General features: G+C 38.6%; 17 protein-coding genes. 11 read left to right on the top strand and 6 right to left on the bottom strand.

The features are described 5' to 3' along the window. The first annotated feature begins 65 nt into the window (after positions 1–65). The 7 genes from EOK74_RS04910 (at position 66) to EOK74_RS04885 (ending at position 4,904) form a co-directional block, all read left to right on the top strand. Complete coding sequence (locus EOK74_RS04910) at positions 66–365, top strand: hypothetical protein (RefSeq protein ID WP_166638717.1); 300 nt, start codon at positions 66–68, stop codon at positions 363–365. A gap of 83 nt (positions 366–448) precedes the next feature. Beyond that, a complete protein-coding gene (locus tag EOK74_RS04905) occupies positions 449–736 on the top strand; it encodes a hypothetical protein (protein WP_133468811.1) in 288 nt (95 codons plus the stop codon). 97 nt (positions 737–833) lie between these two features. Next, on the top strand, positions 834–1,217 hold the full coding sequence (locus tag EOK74_RS04900; RefSeq protein ID WP_133468810.1) for a hypothetical protein: 384 nt from the start codon (positions 834–836) through the stop codon (positions 1,215–1,217). Between the two features lie 5 nt (positions 1,218–1,222). Further along, a complete protein-coding gene (locus tag EOK74_RS20805; RefSeq protein WP_166638716.1) occupies positions 1,223–1,360 on the top strand; it encodes a hypothetical protein in 138 nt (45 codons plus the stop codon). Between the two features lie 181 nt (positions 1,361–1,541). Then, positions 1,542–2,438: a histone deacetylase family protein gene (locus EOK74_RS04895; RefSeq protein ID WP_133468809.1), complete on the top strand. Its 897-nt coding sequence runs from the start codon at positions 1,542–1,544 to the stop codon at positions 2,436–2,438. A gap of 612 nt (positions 2,439–3,050) precedes the next feature. Further along, positions 3,051–3,647: a DUF3718 domain-containing protein gene (locus EOK74_RS04890; protein WP_133468808.1), complete on the top strand. Its 597-nt coding sequence runs from the start codon at positions 3,051–3,053 to the stop codon at positions 3,645–3,647. 354 nt (positions 3,648–4,001) lie between these two features. After that, a complete protein-coding gene (locus EOK74_RS04885; protein ID WP_133468807.1) occupies positions 4,002–4,904 on the top strand; it encodes a chemotaxis protein in 903 nt (300 codons plus the stop codon). Positions 4,905–5,108: 204 nt separating this feature from the next. On the opposite strand, the gene EOK74_RS04880 is transcribed toward EOK74_RS04885, so the two are convergent. Then, the gene (locus EOK74_RS04880) at positions 5,109–6,032 is read right to left on the bottom strand and encodes an NmrA family NAD(P)-binding protein (protein WP_133468806.1); all 924 of its coding nucleotides are present in this window, start codon (positions 6,030–6,032) and stop codon (positions 5,109–5,111) included. A 95-nt stretch (positions 6,033–6,127) separates the two neighbouring features. Here EOK74_RS04880 and EOK74_RS04875 point away from each other — a divergent pair, with 95 nt between their 5' ends. Continuing rightward, positions 6,128–7,003, top strand: coding sequence for a LysR family transcriptional regulator (locus tag EOK74_RS04875; RefSeq protein ID WP_133468805.1), 876 nt, complete (start codon positions 6,128–6,130; stop codon positions 7,001–7,003). A 248-nt stretch (positions 7,004–7,251) separates the two neighbouring features. Here the strand turns inward: EOK74_RS04875 and EOK74_RS04870 are convergent, their stop codons facing one another. Both EOK74_RS04870 and EOK74_RS04865 read right to left on the bottom strand, forming a co-directional pair. Next, a complete protein-coding gene (locus EOK74_RS04870) occupies positions 7,252–7,824 on the bottom strand; it encodes a hypothetical protein (RefSeq protein WP_133468804.1) in 573 nt (190 codons plus the stop codon). Continuing rightward, entirely contained in the window at positions 7,814–8,314 is a 501-nt protein-coding gene (locus EOK74_RS04865) for an RNA polymerase sigma factor (protein ID WP_133468803.1), read from the bottom strand. The genes EOK74_RS04870 and EOK74_RS04865 overlap by 11 nt, the downstream gene beginning before the upstream one ends. A gap of 247 nt (positions 8,315–8,561) precedes the next feature. Between EOK74_RS04865 and EOK74_RS04860 the strand changes: the two genes are divergently transcribed. Next, positions 8,562–8,843, top strand: a complete 282-nt coding sequence (locus EOK74_RS04860) for a hypothetical protein (protein ID WP_133468802.1) — start codon at positions 8,562–8,564, stop codon at positions 8,841–8,843. 92 nt (positions 8,844–8,935) lie between these two features. Continuing rightward, positions 8,936–10,762: a DUF885 domain-containing protein gene (locus EOK74_RS04855; RefSeq protein ID WP_133468801.1), complete on the top strand. Its 1,827-nt coding sequence runs from the start codon at positions 8,936–8,938 to the stop codon at positions 10,760–10,762. Between the two features lie 107 nt (positions 10,763–10,869). On the opposite strand, the gene EOK74_RS04850 is transcribed toward EOK74_RS04855, so the two are convergent. Beyond that, on the bottom strand, positions 10,870–11,772 hold the full coding sequence (locus EOK74_RS04850; protein ID WP_133468800.1) for a DMT family transporter: 903 nt from the start codon (positions 11,770–11,772) through the stop codon (positions 10,870–10,872). Between the two features lie 74 nt (positions 11,773–11,846). Here EOK74_RS04850 and EOK74_RS04845 point away from each other — a divergent pair, with 74 nt between their 5' ends. Then, positions 11,847–13,310, top strand: a complete 1,464-nt coding sequence (locus tag EOK74_RS04845) for a M20 family peptidase (protein WP_133468799.1) — start codon at positions 11,847–11,849, stop codon at positions 13,308–13,310. Positions 13,311–13,320: 10 nt separating this feature from the next. Here the strand turns inward: EOK74_RS04845 and EOK74_RS04840 are convergent, their stop codons facing one another. Both EOK74_RS04840 and EOK74_RS04835 read right to left on the bottom strand, forming a co-directional pair. Then, positions 13,321–13,689, bottom strand: a complete 369-nt coding sequence (locus EOK74_RS04840) for a hypothetical protein (protein WP_133468798.1) — start codon at positions 13,687–13,689, stop codon at positions 13,321–13,323. Positions 13,690–13,724: 35 nt separating this feature from the next. Beyond that, positions 13,725–14,132, bottom strand: coding sequence for a GFA family protein (locus EOK74_RS04835; RefSeq protein WP_133468797.1), 408 nt, complete (start codon positions 14,130–14,132; stop codon positions 13,725–13,727). Positions 14,133–14,278 lie beyond the last annotated feature (146 nt).

Genomic DNA, 14,278 nt, shown 5'->3' with positions numbered 1-14,278 from the left:
TGCGGGTATTTTATTGACATGCGTGTCTTAGTAATACTGCGCTCGTTATGTTGCAGGAAGTAACTTTGCACCTTCAAGTACTTAAAAAGTCATTTTTCGCATTAGCAATATTGTTCTTATTGATATTCTTTGCTTTTCATTACTTTAATATGAGTTCAGAGGCATCGGTTTGTATTGATCTTTTTTTAATTACATGGGGCTTAGATAAAGTGGTTTTGTGGTATCTAGGTGAAAAATTTGGCATCACTGCTACCGTTGCCGTTCCAGCTGATGCTCATAAAGGTGTGCGGCTAATTGGTTTAATATTTGTGGCTTTTATATCTATATATGGTGCTCAAGATTTACTTTTTCGAATCGCAACATAACAATCGTATCAACTGGACTTTAAAGAAAAAATTAAAAGGCCACCCAACATAAATTCCTCTTATGAAAAGCATTTGAATAAAATATGGACGAAAATTTAAAGAAAAAAGTAGATGTTGCAGTTGGGTTGAGCCGTCTTGCGGGTGCCACATTAATTTTTGTTGGAAGTATATTGGTATTTGTTTTTATTCAAACTGCGTTAGACCCCAATGCTGTAATTGAGATTAATGGTGTTCCAACAAAAGATTCAACAGATAAAATAGGGGCTGCGGTTTTTAGTATCTTGCTTCCTATTTTGGGTTTATTTCTATCTTTTGCTCCTGCTAAGCTTCTTGATAAGTGGGCTGCAAAAATAATCGTTCGTTTGAGTTAACTTCAGACATAATAAATTTATTAAATTTCGTTACGGCCAAAACGGCTTTCACTGGCGCGCAAAAACACGCGCCCGTTATTGAGAAGTTAGGTACTCCATGAAAACTGAAAAGGAAATTCTCGCTGAATTTGTCGCGCTAGTTTTTAGGGCCAATGATGCTTTCGATTGTCTATCTAAAGAGAATTTAATGAAGGGCTCTTTAACTTCAGTTCGCATAGTGGCAAATGATGCAATAGAAATCTCATCTCAAATGCGCAAAACAGATCAAGCCGAGCTTGATTCAAAACTATTTTCTATTGGTTTACCGTCATTGAGTTCATTACAAGACAAGAGTTTCAGAGAATTCATGAAAGTTCTAAATCGAGGTAGTATTAAAAAAGAGCAAGAGTATCGTTTGGTACGCTCTATTTCAGAAACAGAATTGTTAAGTAACGAACAGCAAGAGTGTGCTTACTACATGTTAGAGCGTTATGAACGCTAGATACAATGAAGAATTTTCTTAAATGGTTACTGATGTATTCACTTTTCGGCTTAAGTTCAGCGTTTATTGTGCATGCCGCAGAAACCAGAGGTGAAATGGTAAGTGATTGGTGGCTAGCACTATTGTTTGTTGGCGGTCTGTAACTGTCTTCTTTAATCTAATGTCGGTGTAGCATTTAACAAACCCATTAAAATCGTTCTAAGCTGCTTAACTGTTGCCACTCGCTTACTTTTTAATATCGGAAGAGTCATACTTAAAAAGTAAGTTAAATCGGTTTCTACATAAATTGCTTAGCAAGAAGATAAACCCATGAAGAAGATATAAATGATCCCACTGGTTTTTCATCCAATTTATAGCCAACTAGTACTGCCCGTAAAACATAGGTTTCCTATTGAAAAATATAAAGGGATCCGCCAAAGGCTTGCGGCTGAAGGTGTTGCAGATGATTGGTTTTCTAAACCATCTAAAGTCGATATTGACGACCTGCTATTGGCTCATGATTCCAATTACGTTAAAAGTTTTGTAGACGGTACTATTTCTCAAAAAGCAATAAAGCGTATTGGCATGCCTTGGTCAGATCAGTTTGTAGAGCGGACTTTGCATGCAGTCGGTGGAACCGTTTTAACCAGTGAATTGGCAATGCAGCATGGCGTAGCTTTGAACTTAACAGGCGGCTATCACCATGCATTTTATGAGTTTGGCTCGGGCTTCTGCGTTTTTAATGACATCATAATGAGTGCTAAAAATATGCTAAAGCACGATTCGGTAGACAGAGTGTTAACCTTTGATTGCGATGTTCATCAAGGTGATGGAACGGCATTATTGGCCTCTGGAGATGATTCAATATACACAGTTTCTCTGCATTGCGAGAAGAACTTCCCCACAAGAAAGCAACAATCAGATTTAGACTTTCCGTTAGAGCGAGGTATGTCTGATGATGAATATTTACATACAGTAGAGTGCGCTCTGGCTGTTGCCTTTAATACTTCTGTACCTGACGCCGTGATTTACGATGCAGGAGTTGATATTCATGAAGCCGACGATTTGGGGAACTTAAAAATAAGCACCAAAGGCGTGTATGAGCGTGACAAGTTGGTTTTTGATGAATGTAAACGCCGCGGAGTCCCTGTTGCTGCTGTGATTGGAGGAGGATACCAGCGTAATATCGACGATTTGGTTGAGGTTCATCTTCAGCTGTATAAAGCAGCTGGTGTGATTTAGCTTCAAAGTTGAAGCGTTAAAAAGTAAGGGAAACCTCAAGGTCAGAATTTGAAACGTTAAAAAATCCAAAACGTGTTGAACTTATAAAGATATTCCCAGTCTATTTATATAGTTTTTATGTGTGTGTTCTCATTTTTAAGCCTGATATCTTTATCAGGCTTTTTTTTGCCTGTTATTTATAGCCATCTAATTAAACAGCGCGAATAACGCTTTTTAATGCCCCTGTTATTCTGCTTTCAATAAACCCTGTCGTGACTATCAAAATGCCAATTTCTGTAAGTAACAAACAAAATTAGATTAAAATTCATCCTAAAACACTCTAAATCACATCAAAAATAGAAAAACAAACAAAATACTGAAAGTAAATTACATTATTATTGAATCAATTTAGTATATACTTATAACTAAAAGAGATATTTAAATAAAAATAAACCAACAAAAACATAGAGTTATAATAAAACAACTTTGAATGGTCATATTTTACAATTCATTAAACAAATCAACACAGAAATAAAACAACAATATTCTGTAATTAAATTACAATTATTCCATCGAGTTGAGGCAAGACTTCAACCAACCGAACTTAACAAACATAAATATTTAGGAATAATCATGAAAAAATTACTATTAACTGCTGTTGTAACCTTCGCTACTTTTTCTTTCTCTGCTAATGCTGCTTTAAACACTGCTAACAAGTTTAAGTTTACCGGTGACACTAAGTACGCTTCTTTATGTGAAGCTGCTGCAACTAACAATTTAGATTTGTTTAAAAGCAGTGTAAGAGAAACAGCTTACTCTCTAGGTAAATCAAAGCGTAGCATGTTGAACTTATTAGCAAGTGCAGACAGCTTTAGCTGTGCTGGTCAAAGTGTCGCTGCCTTTGCTCAGTCTCGTGGCGCAACTGACGTAGCAAGCTATGTAAATGGCGATAGCGCTTCTGAAGGCCAATTAGCATCAAGCAAGTACAAGTTCGTTGGTAGCTCTCAATTTAAAAGCTTCTGTGAAGCCGCTGTAACTGATAACGCTGAAATGTTTGAACGTGCTCTTAGCCGTCAAGTAGGCAGCATCGGTGCTTCTAAAAGCGATGTGATGGATAAAGTTTTAGACGCTGAAGGCGTGAAATGTGCCGGTAAAGGTCTAGTTGAGTTCTTCCAAGAGCGCGGTGCTACTAGTGTTATCAACTACATCTCTGAAAAAGTATCTAAATAAGCTTCAACAAATACCCCTTCTAAAAAAGCAAACCGCTAATGCTGTTTGCTTTTTTTATGTCTGAAATTCAGCTTCATTAGTTCTAATACGCTCCTATAAAAATAGCTTCCATATTCATGTGATTAAAGGCGTTCATTAATCATGACTGAATTATCTCACTTAAAAACTCACAATTTTTTGAACTTATGCTGACATTGCACGTCTGACTTTATAGTTTTTATGTGTGTTCTCATTTTTAAGCCTGATTTGTTATCAGGCTTTTTTTTGCCTATTTTTCATCGACAATACTGATGCTCTTGATCTACCCTCAAGCTTACTTTTATTTATTCAACATTTTATTAATCGGAGAAAGTTGTGGCTTCTAAAGCTAACTACTCGCAAGGGCTATTACTATTTAGGCTAAAGAATGGTCGCCAGTTTGCTTTGGGTACATTGAAAATTCAAGAGCTTGTACCGTATAAACCCGTAACAGCTATGATTAATTCAGAACCCGGCGTCAAAGGTATATTAACCATTCGAGATCAAACTATCGCTATTATCGATATGGCTGAAGTATTAGGGCTTGGCCCAGTTGAAGAAAGCAATCTAAGTAAGTCTTTTATAGTTGTGACAGATTGCCAACGAAAAGTAGTTGGCTTTATCGTTAGCCAAATTGAAAAAATTGTTGAAACCAATTGGCGAGAAATCAAACAGCCTGACAAAAAACTTGGTACAGGGATTTTTGTAACAGGGACTGTAGAAGTTGGTAATGACGTTATCCAACTAATGGATGTTGAGTTATTGCTAAATAAAATTTTTCCACCCGATCCCAAAGCAGCTCTAGCGGTGGTTACCGATGTTCAGCGTGAACAACTTAAACCAATGAATATATTGGTTGTTGATGACTCATTGACCGCTAGGCGACAACTAACCGATGTTTTAGAGTTGCTGAATGTACCATGTCATGTAACAGATGATGGCCAAAAGGCCTTGGTATATATGCATGAACAAGCCTCTAATGGGCACCCAGTCAATTTGTTAGTATCCGATATTGAGATGCCAGGTTTAGACGGTTATGAACTAACCTTTGAGGTACGTAACTCACCAGCACTGGCTGATGCATATATCATTCTTCACACTTCGTTATCGAGTGCTATTAGCGTTAGTCAAGCCAAACAAGTTGGGGCAAATGCAGCATTAACCAAATTTGATGCCAAAGAGTTAGTACTCGCTATGTTACGCGGTGTTGAGTTTATTAATAATCAGCCTAAAAACTAGAAGGAGTGGCGTGGTCAAGTTCGTTAAAGCTACTTGATATTAGGGGCTGTATTAATTTTATTAAAAAGAATGTGTAGCACTTTGAACTTATGTTGATATTCCCCGTCTATTTATATAGTTTTTATGTGTGTTCTCATTTTTAAGCCTGATTTGTTATCAGGCTTTTTTTTGCCTTAAATTCCTCTTAATCCAGAGTCAAAATCACTATTGGTTTAGTTGCAGGATAGCCTTTTGTATTGCTCTGTTTGGTGGAGTGTTTGGGACTCCTTTGAGAAGAGCTGAGAGTTTACTACCGTTTAAACTGTGCGGGCGCTTCCATAGATAAGCCATTTCACAAACTTCCCTCATCATAGGTGAAACAAGGCCAATGCACTTTAATAACTTCCATGGCACAGTGCTTGATTTAAGCTTTTTTCCTAATATTTGTTCAATATGCTCCTGCATCTGTTGGCTGGTGAAAGTGTGCCCTTCAAATAACCATTGTGAAAAATTGGGTAGCTCATCTAGGTGCTCGGTCATTTTCACAAAGGTGTTGGCTAAATCAGGCAAATAAGCCCAAGCATGGGGTATACCTTGGGCGCTTGGGTAGGTGAAAATACCTTTATGAAGTTTTTTCGTGACTACTAGGTCAAACCAAGAGCCTACTCCTGTACCGCCATAGAAATCGCCAGCACGAATGATCACAGTTTTTACCGCACTTTCATGGGCAAACAATGCTTCAACCTCTTGGCGAATCATCCCTTTTTTAGTGTTTGCCTTAAATGGTGTTTTTTCGGTGCATTCTGTTGGCATGCTAGCGCCATAACTATATATATTGCCGGGAAATAAATGAGTTGCCTTATGTACTTTTGCCGCGGCCAATATGTTTTTAGATTGCAACATCATTTGCTCAGTCCATTTCGTATAAATAGGGTGTGCCATGTTTACAATAATATCAGCGCCCTTGGTTGCGTCTATTAATTGTGTTTGATTCAATATATCAGCAGCCCTAACTTCGACCCCTCTGGGTAAATTTCTCACATCTGCATTACGGGTAATTGCAATAACTTTGTGATCTGTTTTGGCAAACGCCTGTAAGGCTTCGTTCCCTAAGCGCCCATTAGCGCCTAAAATTACTGTGGTTTTCATGATGACTCCTATTTGTTGATAGGGGCACTTTATCAATCTGAATTTCTATGTTAAATCTACAATATTAAACATTAACTATTCATAAATTTATAGATATGAACTGGGATTTCATTCGGACATTCATCGCTGTTGTCGATACTGGCTCTTTATCTGGTGCAAGCGAGCGTTTAGGTATAAGTCAGCCGAGCGTAGGGCGACATATTACAGAACTTGAAACTAGCCTAGATGTAACCTTATTTACTAGAGGGCGTTCGGGCATGATACTTAGCGAAGCTGGCTTACGCTTAATTGATGATGCCAGAGCCATGTCATATGAAGCAGATCAATTTGCTCTAAAGGCCGCAAGCAACAAAAGCCGCATAAAAGGAACAGTGCGCATAACGGCTAGTGAATTTATCTCGGCATACATACTGCCATCTATTTTATGCGCGTTACGTGATGCCGAGCCAGAGATAGATATTGAGTTAATCGCCACTGACAGCACAGACAATTTGTTATCCCGTGATGCCGACCTTGCTATTCGTATGTTTCGCCCTACTCAAAATGACTTAATTACACGAAAAGTGAATAAACTTTCTTTGGGCACCTACGCCACTCAAGAATATTTACAGAAATTCGGAACACCTTTTAAGCCAGAAGATCTTAATCAACATCGAATGGTGGGATACGATCGCAAAAACATCATATTAGATGGAATGAAAGCAATGGGGTTAAGTAGTAACCGCGATATGTTTGCATATCGCACTGACAACCCTTTGGTTTATTTACAGTTGGTACTAAGTGGTGCAGGTGTTGGCTTTTGTGCCAATGTTTTAGCTAAAAAGCATCCAGAGCTAATAGCCATTTTACCTGAGTTGCAAATCCCCCCTTTAGAAATGTGGCTAACCACCCATCAAGAAGTTCGAACCAACTTACGCATTCGCCGCACAGTAGACTTTTTGGCAGACTCCTTAACCAAGCTTTCTCTTTGATTTCACAAAATAATTAAGGGCTAATGAGCAAAACCAATTATTTGTGAGCTCTAGGCATACGGATTAGAAATAGGGAAACAGATTATTGGGCTACCTCTTAATCCAACTTATGACTTAAGAAATGTACAAAAATTTGAACTTATACTGATATTACCCGTCTGATTTNAGCAAACCGCTAATGCTGTTTGCTTTTTTTATGTCTGAAATTTACCCCAAAGGCAGCAACGCAAAATTCTTCGTTATAAAAATTATAACTCTAAGATCTTATTTAATTCTGCGAGTTCTTTCACGAAGCGTTGTTTACGTTTTTTTGCCCAAAACCAAATACCTGGCAACAATAAAGAATGGATGGCTAAAGTTAAGTATATTTTTTTTAATAACTGATCTAGTGGAAAAGCCTCATAAATATAAAGTCCAGCGTAAAAAAATACTAACAATACTATAATCGCCCATCCAGAGTGCATGCTCAAATTGGCAATTTTTATATTATTCTCAAGCTGCTTTTTAAGCTGCTGCAAGTACATAGCAGTATTTTGATTAGACCACCCCAGTGAAAAGCGGCGTAACCAAGTTAAATAAAAAACAGCTGCGATAGCAATCAATAAAACAATAGTCATCAAGCTCAAGGTAAAGTCATCAAGCTTTTCTTTGTTAAACCAAATAATAAAAAATGTCACCAAAACACTGAGTACATCGAAAAAAACATAGAGTTTTTGCTTTACTCGCATTTTATCCCAAGATGTTTGCAAAGCTTGATAGTCTGGCTTTTGCACTTCTTGCTGCTGCCATAATTGGCTTAATGGGTCTTGATTATTGGGCATCTTGAATGCTCTCCATTAATGTTTTTCTTGCTCTGTTGAGCACAACACCTGCATTTGAGGAACTAATACCGCAAGCATCTGCGATTTCGTCATAGCTCAAACCTTCCATAGACATAGTTACCACCTGCCGAGTTTGAATAGGCATGTTTCGAATATGAGTTAGCATCTGCTGAATTTGTCTTTGTTGGTCTAGTTGCTCATCTGTGGTTTTAGCTTTGCTAGGCTCAGGGGTTTCTACTTCACAATATGAATCGTTTCGAGGCTGCTTAGCGTGATACGCCACATGGGTGATGGCCTTGTTGTGAGCCACCCGCAATATATAAGTTTTGATACTGCTATCACCTTTAAATTTAGCTAATGCTTGCCAAACCGCTAGGGTGATTTCTTGCAGTAACTCTTGGCGCATATGAAAATTAGCCTCATAGGTAGCCGCCACACGCCCCAATAAGGAAGCATGCTCTTTTAGTATCTGTTTGAAAACTTTACTCAATTAACTAGAGTCCCTAATTAGTGTTCATTACTGCGCGCACAAATACATAGTCTCAAGGCATCTAAAAATATTACACATAAATTATTTTAAATAATTTTGTAATAAATATTCATTGCCCAAGACTATGGGAGTAATTGCAACGAAAATGGAAAGAAGCATGTACCTATTACTACTTAGTACTCATATTAAATGGATACAGAAAACTATTAATCGAAGATTGTCTAAAGCAAACAAATAGGAACCACTTATGGACCCGTTAAAAATTACCATTTTACTTTCAAGCCTAGCCTTAGCATCACTGGCTATTTGTTGGTTAGACTACAAAAAAGGTTGGCACCTAGCAGATTGGTTAAATGGCCGTTGTAGTAACCCTTTTATACAAACTACTCAGACACAAAAAACAAATTCTAAGCAAAGCCTAGATGAAAAAGACGCTTTAATTTTAGAACTAACAGAACGGATTCAAGTGTTAGAAAAAATTGTCACCGAGCCCGCTTATGAATTAAATAAAAAGCTAAATCAGCTTTAATAGATGCACTGGTAAGAATTGCTTACATATCTTTAATTTCAGAGGTATAAATAATTGCTAGCATTAACTTTCAATCATAAGGAGTTTTAAACTTGAAAACATTTTTTAAATGGTTTGGTATCACTATTTTAGCGGTAGTGATCATAGCTGGCGCTTGGGCCACTCATGAATGGAAGGCAGACAAACCTTTTTCGTTTAATAACTTCTTAAATCGAACTTTAATTAAAGAAGCATTACAAAGCCCAGAAACGCTTACCTCTATTGGCGTGCTTGACAGCATAGGTATTACTGGACACAACGCCCACTTAAATGATGTGAGTGAGGCCAACTCCTTAGCCAGTTATGAGAGGCTACGTAAAGTTCAAAGTACCTTGATGCAATATAAAGACGAGGACTTATCAGAAGGTGAGCAACTTTCAAAAGAAGTCGCCCTGTTTTTATTTGACATGTTAGAAGACTCCATCACCTATCAATACCATAACTACCCCTTTAACCAGATGTCAGGGGCGCAAAGTAACTTCCCTAGTTTTATGGACGGACAACACGCCATTTCTGATGTGCAAAGTGTCGAGTACTATAATTCTCGTTTAAGTGAATCAAAGCGCTACTACACACAAATGTTAGAAGGAATGCGAATTCGGGAAGAAATGAATATTTTCCCTCCCACTTTTGTAGTTGATAGGGTACTAGAAGAAATGCAAGGCTTTATAGGGACGCCAGCTCAAGAGAATATTTTATATACCTCCCTAGAACTGAAAATAGATAAAAGTGACGAGATAACTGAAGAACAGAAACAAGATCTGCTCGCAGCGACAAAATCTGAAATCGAGAATACGGTTTACCCCACATATGAAATGCTAATTGAGTATTTTCAGACAATAAAAACTAGAACAAATAACGACGATGGACTCTGGCATTTACCTCAAGGTGACCAAGTCTACAAGTTGGCCTTACGTTTTTACACCACCACCAATTTTAGCGCAGACGAAATTCACAATATTGGGCTATCAGAAGTTGGGCGCATTCAAAATGAGATATTAAACATATTAGCAATAGAGGGATTTGATACATCATCGGGTTTTACTAGTGCGATTAATGATTTAGCTGCAGATACACGCTTTTACTACTCAGATGATGATCAAGGTCGAGCTAAGATTTTAGAGGATTATCAAACTATTTTAGATGAAATAAACGCTGATCTAGGAGATAGCTTTTCACTACGACCAGAAGCCGGTTTAGAAGTAAAACGCATCCCATTATTTAAAGAAAAAACCGCTCCCGGTGCTTATTACAATCCACCCGCTATGGATGGTTCTCGACCTGGAGTGTTTTACGCTAACTTGTATGATATTAAAGCCACTCCAACCTATGCAATGCGCACCTTGGCATACCATGAAGGGATCCCAGGCCACCATTTTCAAATTGCCATAGGTATGGAGCTTGAGAGCCTTCCCATATTTCGTACCTTACCGATTTTTACTGCTTACGTTGAAGGCTGGGCACTATATAGTGAGTATTTAGCTTGGGAATTGGGCTTTCAAGATGATCCCTTCGATAACATAGGCCGCCTACAGGCCGAGCTTTTTAGAGCAGTTAGATTAGTCGTCGATACAGGGATCCATGCTAAAAGATGGACTAGAGAACAGGCCATAACTTATATGTTAGCCAACACAGGCATGGCTGAATCTGATGTGGTTTCTGAAATTGAACGCTACATAGTCAACCCAGGGCAAGCCACCGCTTATAAAATGGGCATGATGAAAATACTAGAAGTGCGAGAAAAGGCTAAGAGTGCTTTAGGTGAACAATTCACACTATCTGAATTTCATGACGTAGTACTTAAAAATGGCGCGGTACCTTTAGATATACTTGAACGTTTGGTTGATACTTGGGTAGCAGAAAAACTAGCAAGTAATTAATAGTTAACCTGAATACAGGTTAATCGCTAAGGAGTAATCATACATTGTATGGTTACTCCTTATTTGACTCTGAAAGCAAATAGGCATTTTAAAAGAAGTTAAAATAACTACTCATTATTTGCCTTTTTCAAGAAAGGCACGGCTATTTTCCCCATAGCAATGGCATTTCCTAACAACACTATCGCCACGCCTATAAATGCTTCTGTGTGCCAAGTATACCCTTCAAAAATAGTCGATAAAATTAAGGCCACAATTGGGTAAACCAACACCACATAAGCAGCTTTGTCTGAGCCCATTTGTTTCACCAACTGCATATAGGCACCAAAGGCTAACACTGAGCCAAATACAGTTAAATAAGCGAGTGAATAGTAGTATTGAGGATTACTAGGGATCACGATTTCTGCACCACTGGCCAAAGCACTAACCGTTAAAAACAGCACACCATAACTCATTGCCCAAAAGTTCATTTGGATAACAGGAGTGCCGTGATCCAAAATTCGTTCTGAAATCACATTACCTAAAGAAGCAAAAAAGAACGAAGCCAAGGCAAAACTAATGCCTAGCACTATATATTCGTTGGCACTTACCTTGGAAAACTCAGGTAAAAATATCAAGCCAATACCAATCAAACCAAAAGTCGCGCCCACAATCACCTCTGGGCGGATGGCCTTTTTAAGTAACACTCTACGTAGCACAACATTGATATACACCATGCCCGAGCTCATGAGGGCAACTATAGCACTGATTATATATTGCTGACTTTGGTAAAGCAGACTGTAATCCAAGGTGTAAAGACATAAACCTACGCCAGCCATTTTGATATGGATGTGCCTAGGCAAAGCCAAAGACAAACCTTTGAATTTACAATAAGCGAGTAAAATAAGGGCGGCAAAGAAGAATCTAACGGCTACAGATAAACTAGAGTCCACCTCTCCAAATTGAAAGGTGATTGCCAGCCAAGTAGAGCCCCAAATCAATACAACTACAGAAAACAACACTGGATTAGACAAAAATTTATTTCTCAAAATGAAAGAGTATACTGGCCGCTAGTGTAACCAGATAATTTGATTAAAGGACCCAGCAAATGAAAAAAATATTATTGTTCTTAACTGTCATTATCATAGCTGTTGTTGCCGTGGTGTTTTACCGTGCCAATACTGTGTTTGAAAACAACCAATATCAAGTGACCGAGGCGTTACACCCAGTCGAGATAGATGAAACTGCAGCCCTCCATAGGTTTGCTGATGCCATAAAAATCAAAACCATATCCTATGACGACGCCACAAAATTAGATCCCGAATCCTTCCTGGCATTTCACCAACATTTAGCAGACTCCTTCCCTTTAGTTCATCAACAAACAAGATTACAAAAGTTTGCAGACTACAGTTTGGTGTTCCACTTAAAAGGTCAAAATAGTCAGCTCAAACCGGTGTTGTTTATGGGGCATATGGACGTAGTGCCCGTTGACCCAAATACCGCATATGAATGGTTACAGCCGCCATTTAGCGGCAATATTGTTGATGGCACCATTTGGGGCCGGGGTACCATAGACGACAAGGTAACTGTACTTGCGTTAATGGAGTCATTAGAAATATTTTTAGCAAAAGGCATTACACCTCAAAGAGACATTTACTTTTCATTTGGACATGATGAGGAAGCTGGCGGCAATGGTGCTAAAGTCATAGCTAAACACTTTGCAGAGCAAAACATTGAATTCGAATACATATTAGATGAAGGCGGCTTAGTCACCCAAGGAATAGTCGCAGGAACAAGTGCCCCTATAGCCGTTATTGGCGTAGCTGAAAAAGGCTTTGTGAATTTTGATTTAACAGTAAAAAGTAAAGGCGGCCACTCTTCTCAGCCACCTGCCCATACTGCCGCTGGAATACTTGCCGCGGCGATTGTAAAAGTAGAGAACAACCCCTTTGCAGAAAGTTTAGAGTTTTTAGGATTGATGTTCGACAATATTGGCTATTCTATGCCCTTATCGCAACGTTTACCTTTAACTAATTTATGGTTACTTGGGCCATTGGTAAAAAGTGCCGTATTAAGCAGCCCTACCTCAGCAGCGAGTACCCGTACCACCACAGCTGTGACTATGCTGCAAGGCAGTACTAAATCGAATGTACTGCCAACGGTAGCCAAAGCAACTGTTAATTTTAGAATATTACCTGGTGATACTGTTGAAAGTATTCGAGCTCATCTTGAAGAGGTTATTGATGACCCTAGAGTAGAGCTTAGTGCTTCATTAGCCAATGAGGCGTCATCAGTCTCCCCAACTGTTCACCTTGGATACAAGCTAATCGAATCAACCATAAGGCGCATAGATGACAGTATTTTGGTTACCCCTTATTTAGTTGTAGGGGCAACAGACTCTAGACATTTTCAAGGTCTTTCAGACAACATTTATCGCTTTATGATGGTATCGCTAAACCAAGATACCTTAAGTCAGTTTCACGGGCTAAACGAACAAATCAGTGTGCAAAATTACCTAAGTGCCATACAGTTTTATTACGCTTTATTAGAGCAAACAGCTGCCGCTAATTAGGTAACAGAAACTAGCGCTTAAAAAGCAGATTACGACGGGCATAAAATACAGTTAAAAACAGCATGGCTAGAGTCAAAACTATAAATACGGGCTCAAAGGCGTCACCGAGAATTTCTCGTGGTGTTTTGGCCCAGAATACCGCAAAAAATAAATGACTGGTGGCAATAAACCCAATCCAAAAATTCACATACTGAGCCCATTTAACTTGTTTTAAACCATACCAAGCAAAGTTACCCAGCAACACGGTAAAAAGTAATAAGATAGTCGGAATAATGTAATGCTTGCCTATAATAAATGTTTGTAATACCGCTAAAAATCCAGCGAAAGTACATAGCGCCAATAAGTAATCTAGTCCGTGGGCAACAGAGAGTTTTTTCATTATTATTGTTCTCGGGTTATGAAGTAATATATGAGCTAGCTTGGAAATCCAGCACATTGATTTGCGTTTGTACCTTCATCATACCAAGTTGCTCGCTCGGCCCAAAAAATATTGTCATTAGGGTGTATGTTGGGGTCTTCGTTTAACGAGCCTGCCGGCACAATTAAGGTTTTACTGGTCTTGGTTACAAAAGGCAAACCACTACCACATTCTGAACAAAACACTACAGTGAAGTCTCGGTCGGGGTCATCGTACTGTTTAGTTAACCTTTGGCCTGATATCCACTTGATAGCATCAGGTGTAGTAAATAAATTTGCAGCATGGGCTGAACCTGTAATCTTTTGGCACTGCTGACAATGACAAAAATAAAACCGAGTAAAACTATTGTTTACTTCAAACGTCACCTTGCCACATAGGCAGCCGCCTGTAATTTTTTCGCTCATAAGTTTATCTCTTAACATTTATACCGACTAGACGTAGATTAAACACTCCGCTTGTCATTTCCATCAGACTCAAAGTTACCCTCAAGGCCCATTAGGCCTTTAGCTATTGAACTTTGGATTATCTACCTTTTGCACCAAACCACTTA

It is taken from the genome of Paraglaciecola marina (assembly GCF_004360155.1).
GTDB classification, from domain to species: Bacteria; Pseudomonadota; Gammaproteobacteria; order Enterobacterales; family Alteromonadaceae; genus Paraglaciecola; species Paraglaciecola marina.
The sequence above is the reverse complement of the archived record's forward strand: the minus strand, read 5'-3'. Positions and strand labels throughout refer to the sequence as shown.

What these genes read in the sequence shown, in the direction of transcription:
- EOK74_RS04905 (WP_133468811.1), top strand. Translation starts at nt 449, where the DNA reads ATGGACGAAAATTTAAAGAAAAAAGTAGATGTTGCAGTTGGGTTGAGC.
- EOK74_RS04900 (WP_133468810.1), top strand. Translation starts at nt 834, where the DNA reads ATGAAAACTGAAAAGGAAATTCTCGCTGAATTTGTCGCGCTAGTTTTT.
- EOK74_RS20805 (WP_166638716.1), top strand. Translation starts at nt 1,223, where the DNA reads ATGAAGAATTTTCTTAAATGGTTACTGATGTATTCACTTTTCGGCTTA.
- EOK74_RS04895 (WP_133468809.1), top strand. Translation starts at nt 1,542, where the DNA reads ATGATCCCACTGGTTTTTCATCCAATTTATAGCCAACTAGTACTGCCC.
- EOK74_RS04890 (WP_133468808.1), top strand. Translation starts at nt 3,051, where the DNA reads ATGAAAAAATTACTATTAACTGCTGTTGTAACCTTCGCTACTTTTTCT.
- EOK74_RS04880 (WP_133468806.1), bottom strand. Translation starts at nt 6,032, where the DNA reads ATGAAAACCACAGTAATTTTAGGCGCTAATGGGCGCTTAGGGAACGAA.
- EOK74_RS04875 (WP_133468805.1), top strand. Translation starts at nt 6,128, where the DNA reads ATGAACTGGGATTTCATTCGGACATTCATCGCTGTTGTCGATACTGGC.
- EOK74_RS04870 (WP_133468804.1), bottom strand. Translation starts at nt 7,824, where the DNA reads ATGCCCAATAATCAAGACCCATTAAGCCAATTATGGCAGCAGCAAGAA.
- EOK74_RS04860 (WP_133468802.1), top strand. Translation starts at nt 8,562, where the DNA reads ATGGACCCGTTAAAAATTACCATTTTACTTTCAAGCCTAGCCTTAGCA.
- EOK74_RS04845 (WP_133468799.1), top strand. Translation starts at nt 11,847, where the DNA reads ATGAAAAAAATATTATTGTTCTTAACTGTCATTATCATAGCTGTTGTT.
- EOK74_RS04840 (WP_133468798.1), bottom strand. Translation starts at nt 13,689, where the DNA reads ATGAAAAAACTCTCTGTTGCCCACGGACTAGATTACTTATTGGCGCTA.
- EOK74_RS04835 (WP_133468797.1), bottom strand. Translation starts at nt 14,132, where the DNA reads ATGAGCGAAAAAATTACAGGCGGCTGCCTATGTGGCAAGGTGACGTTT.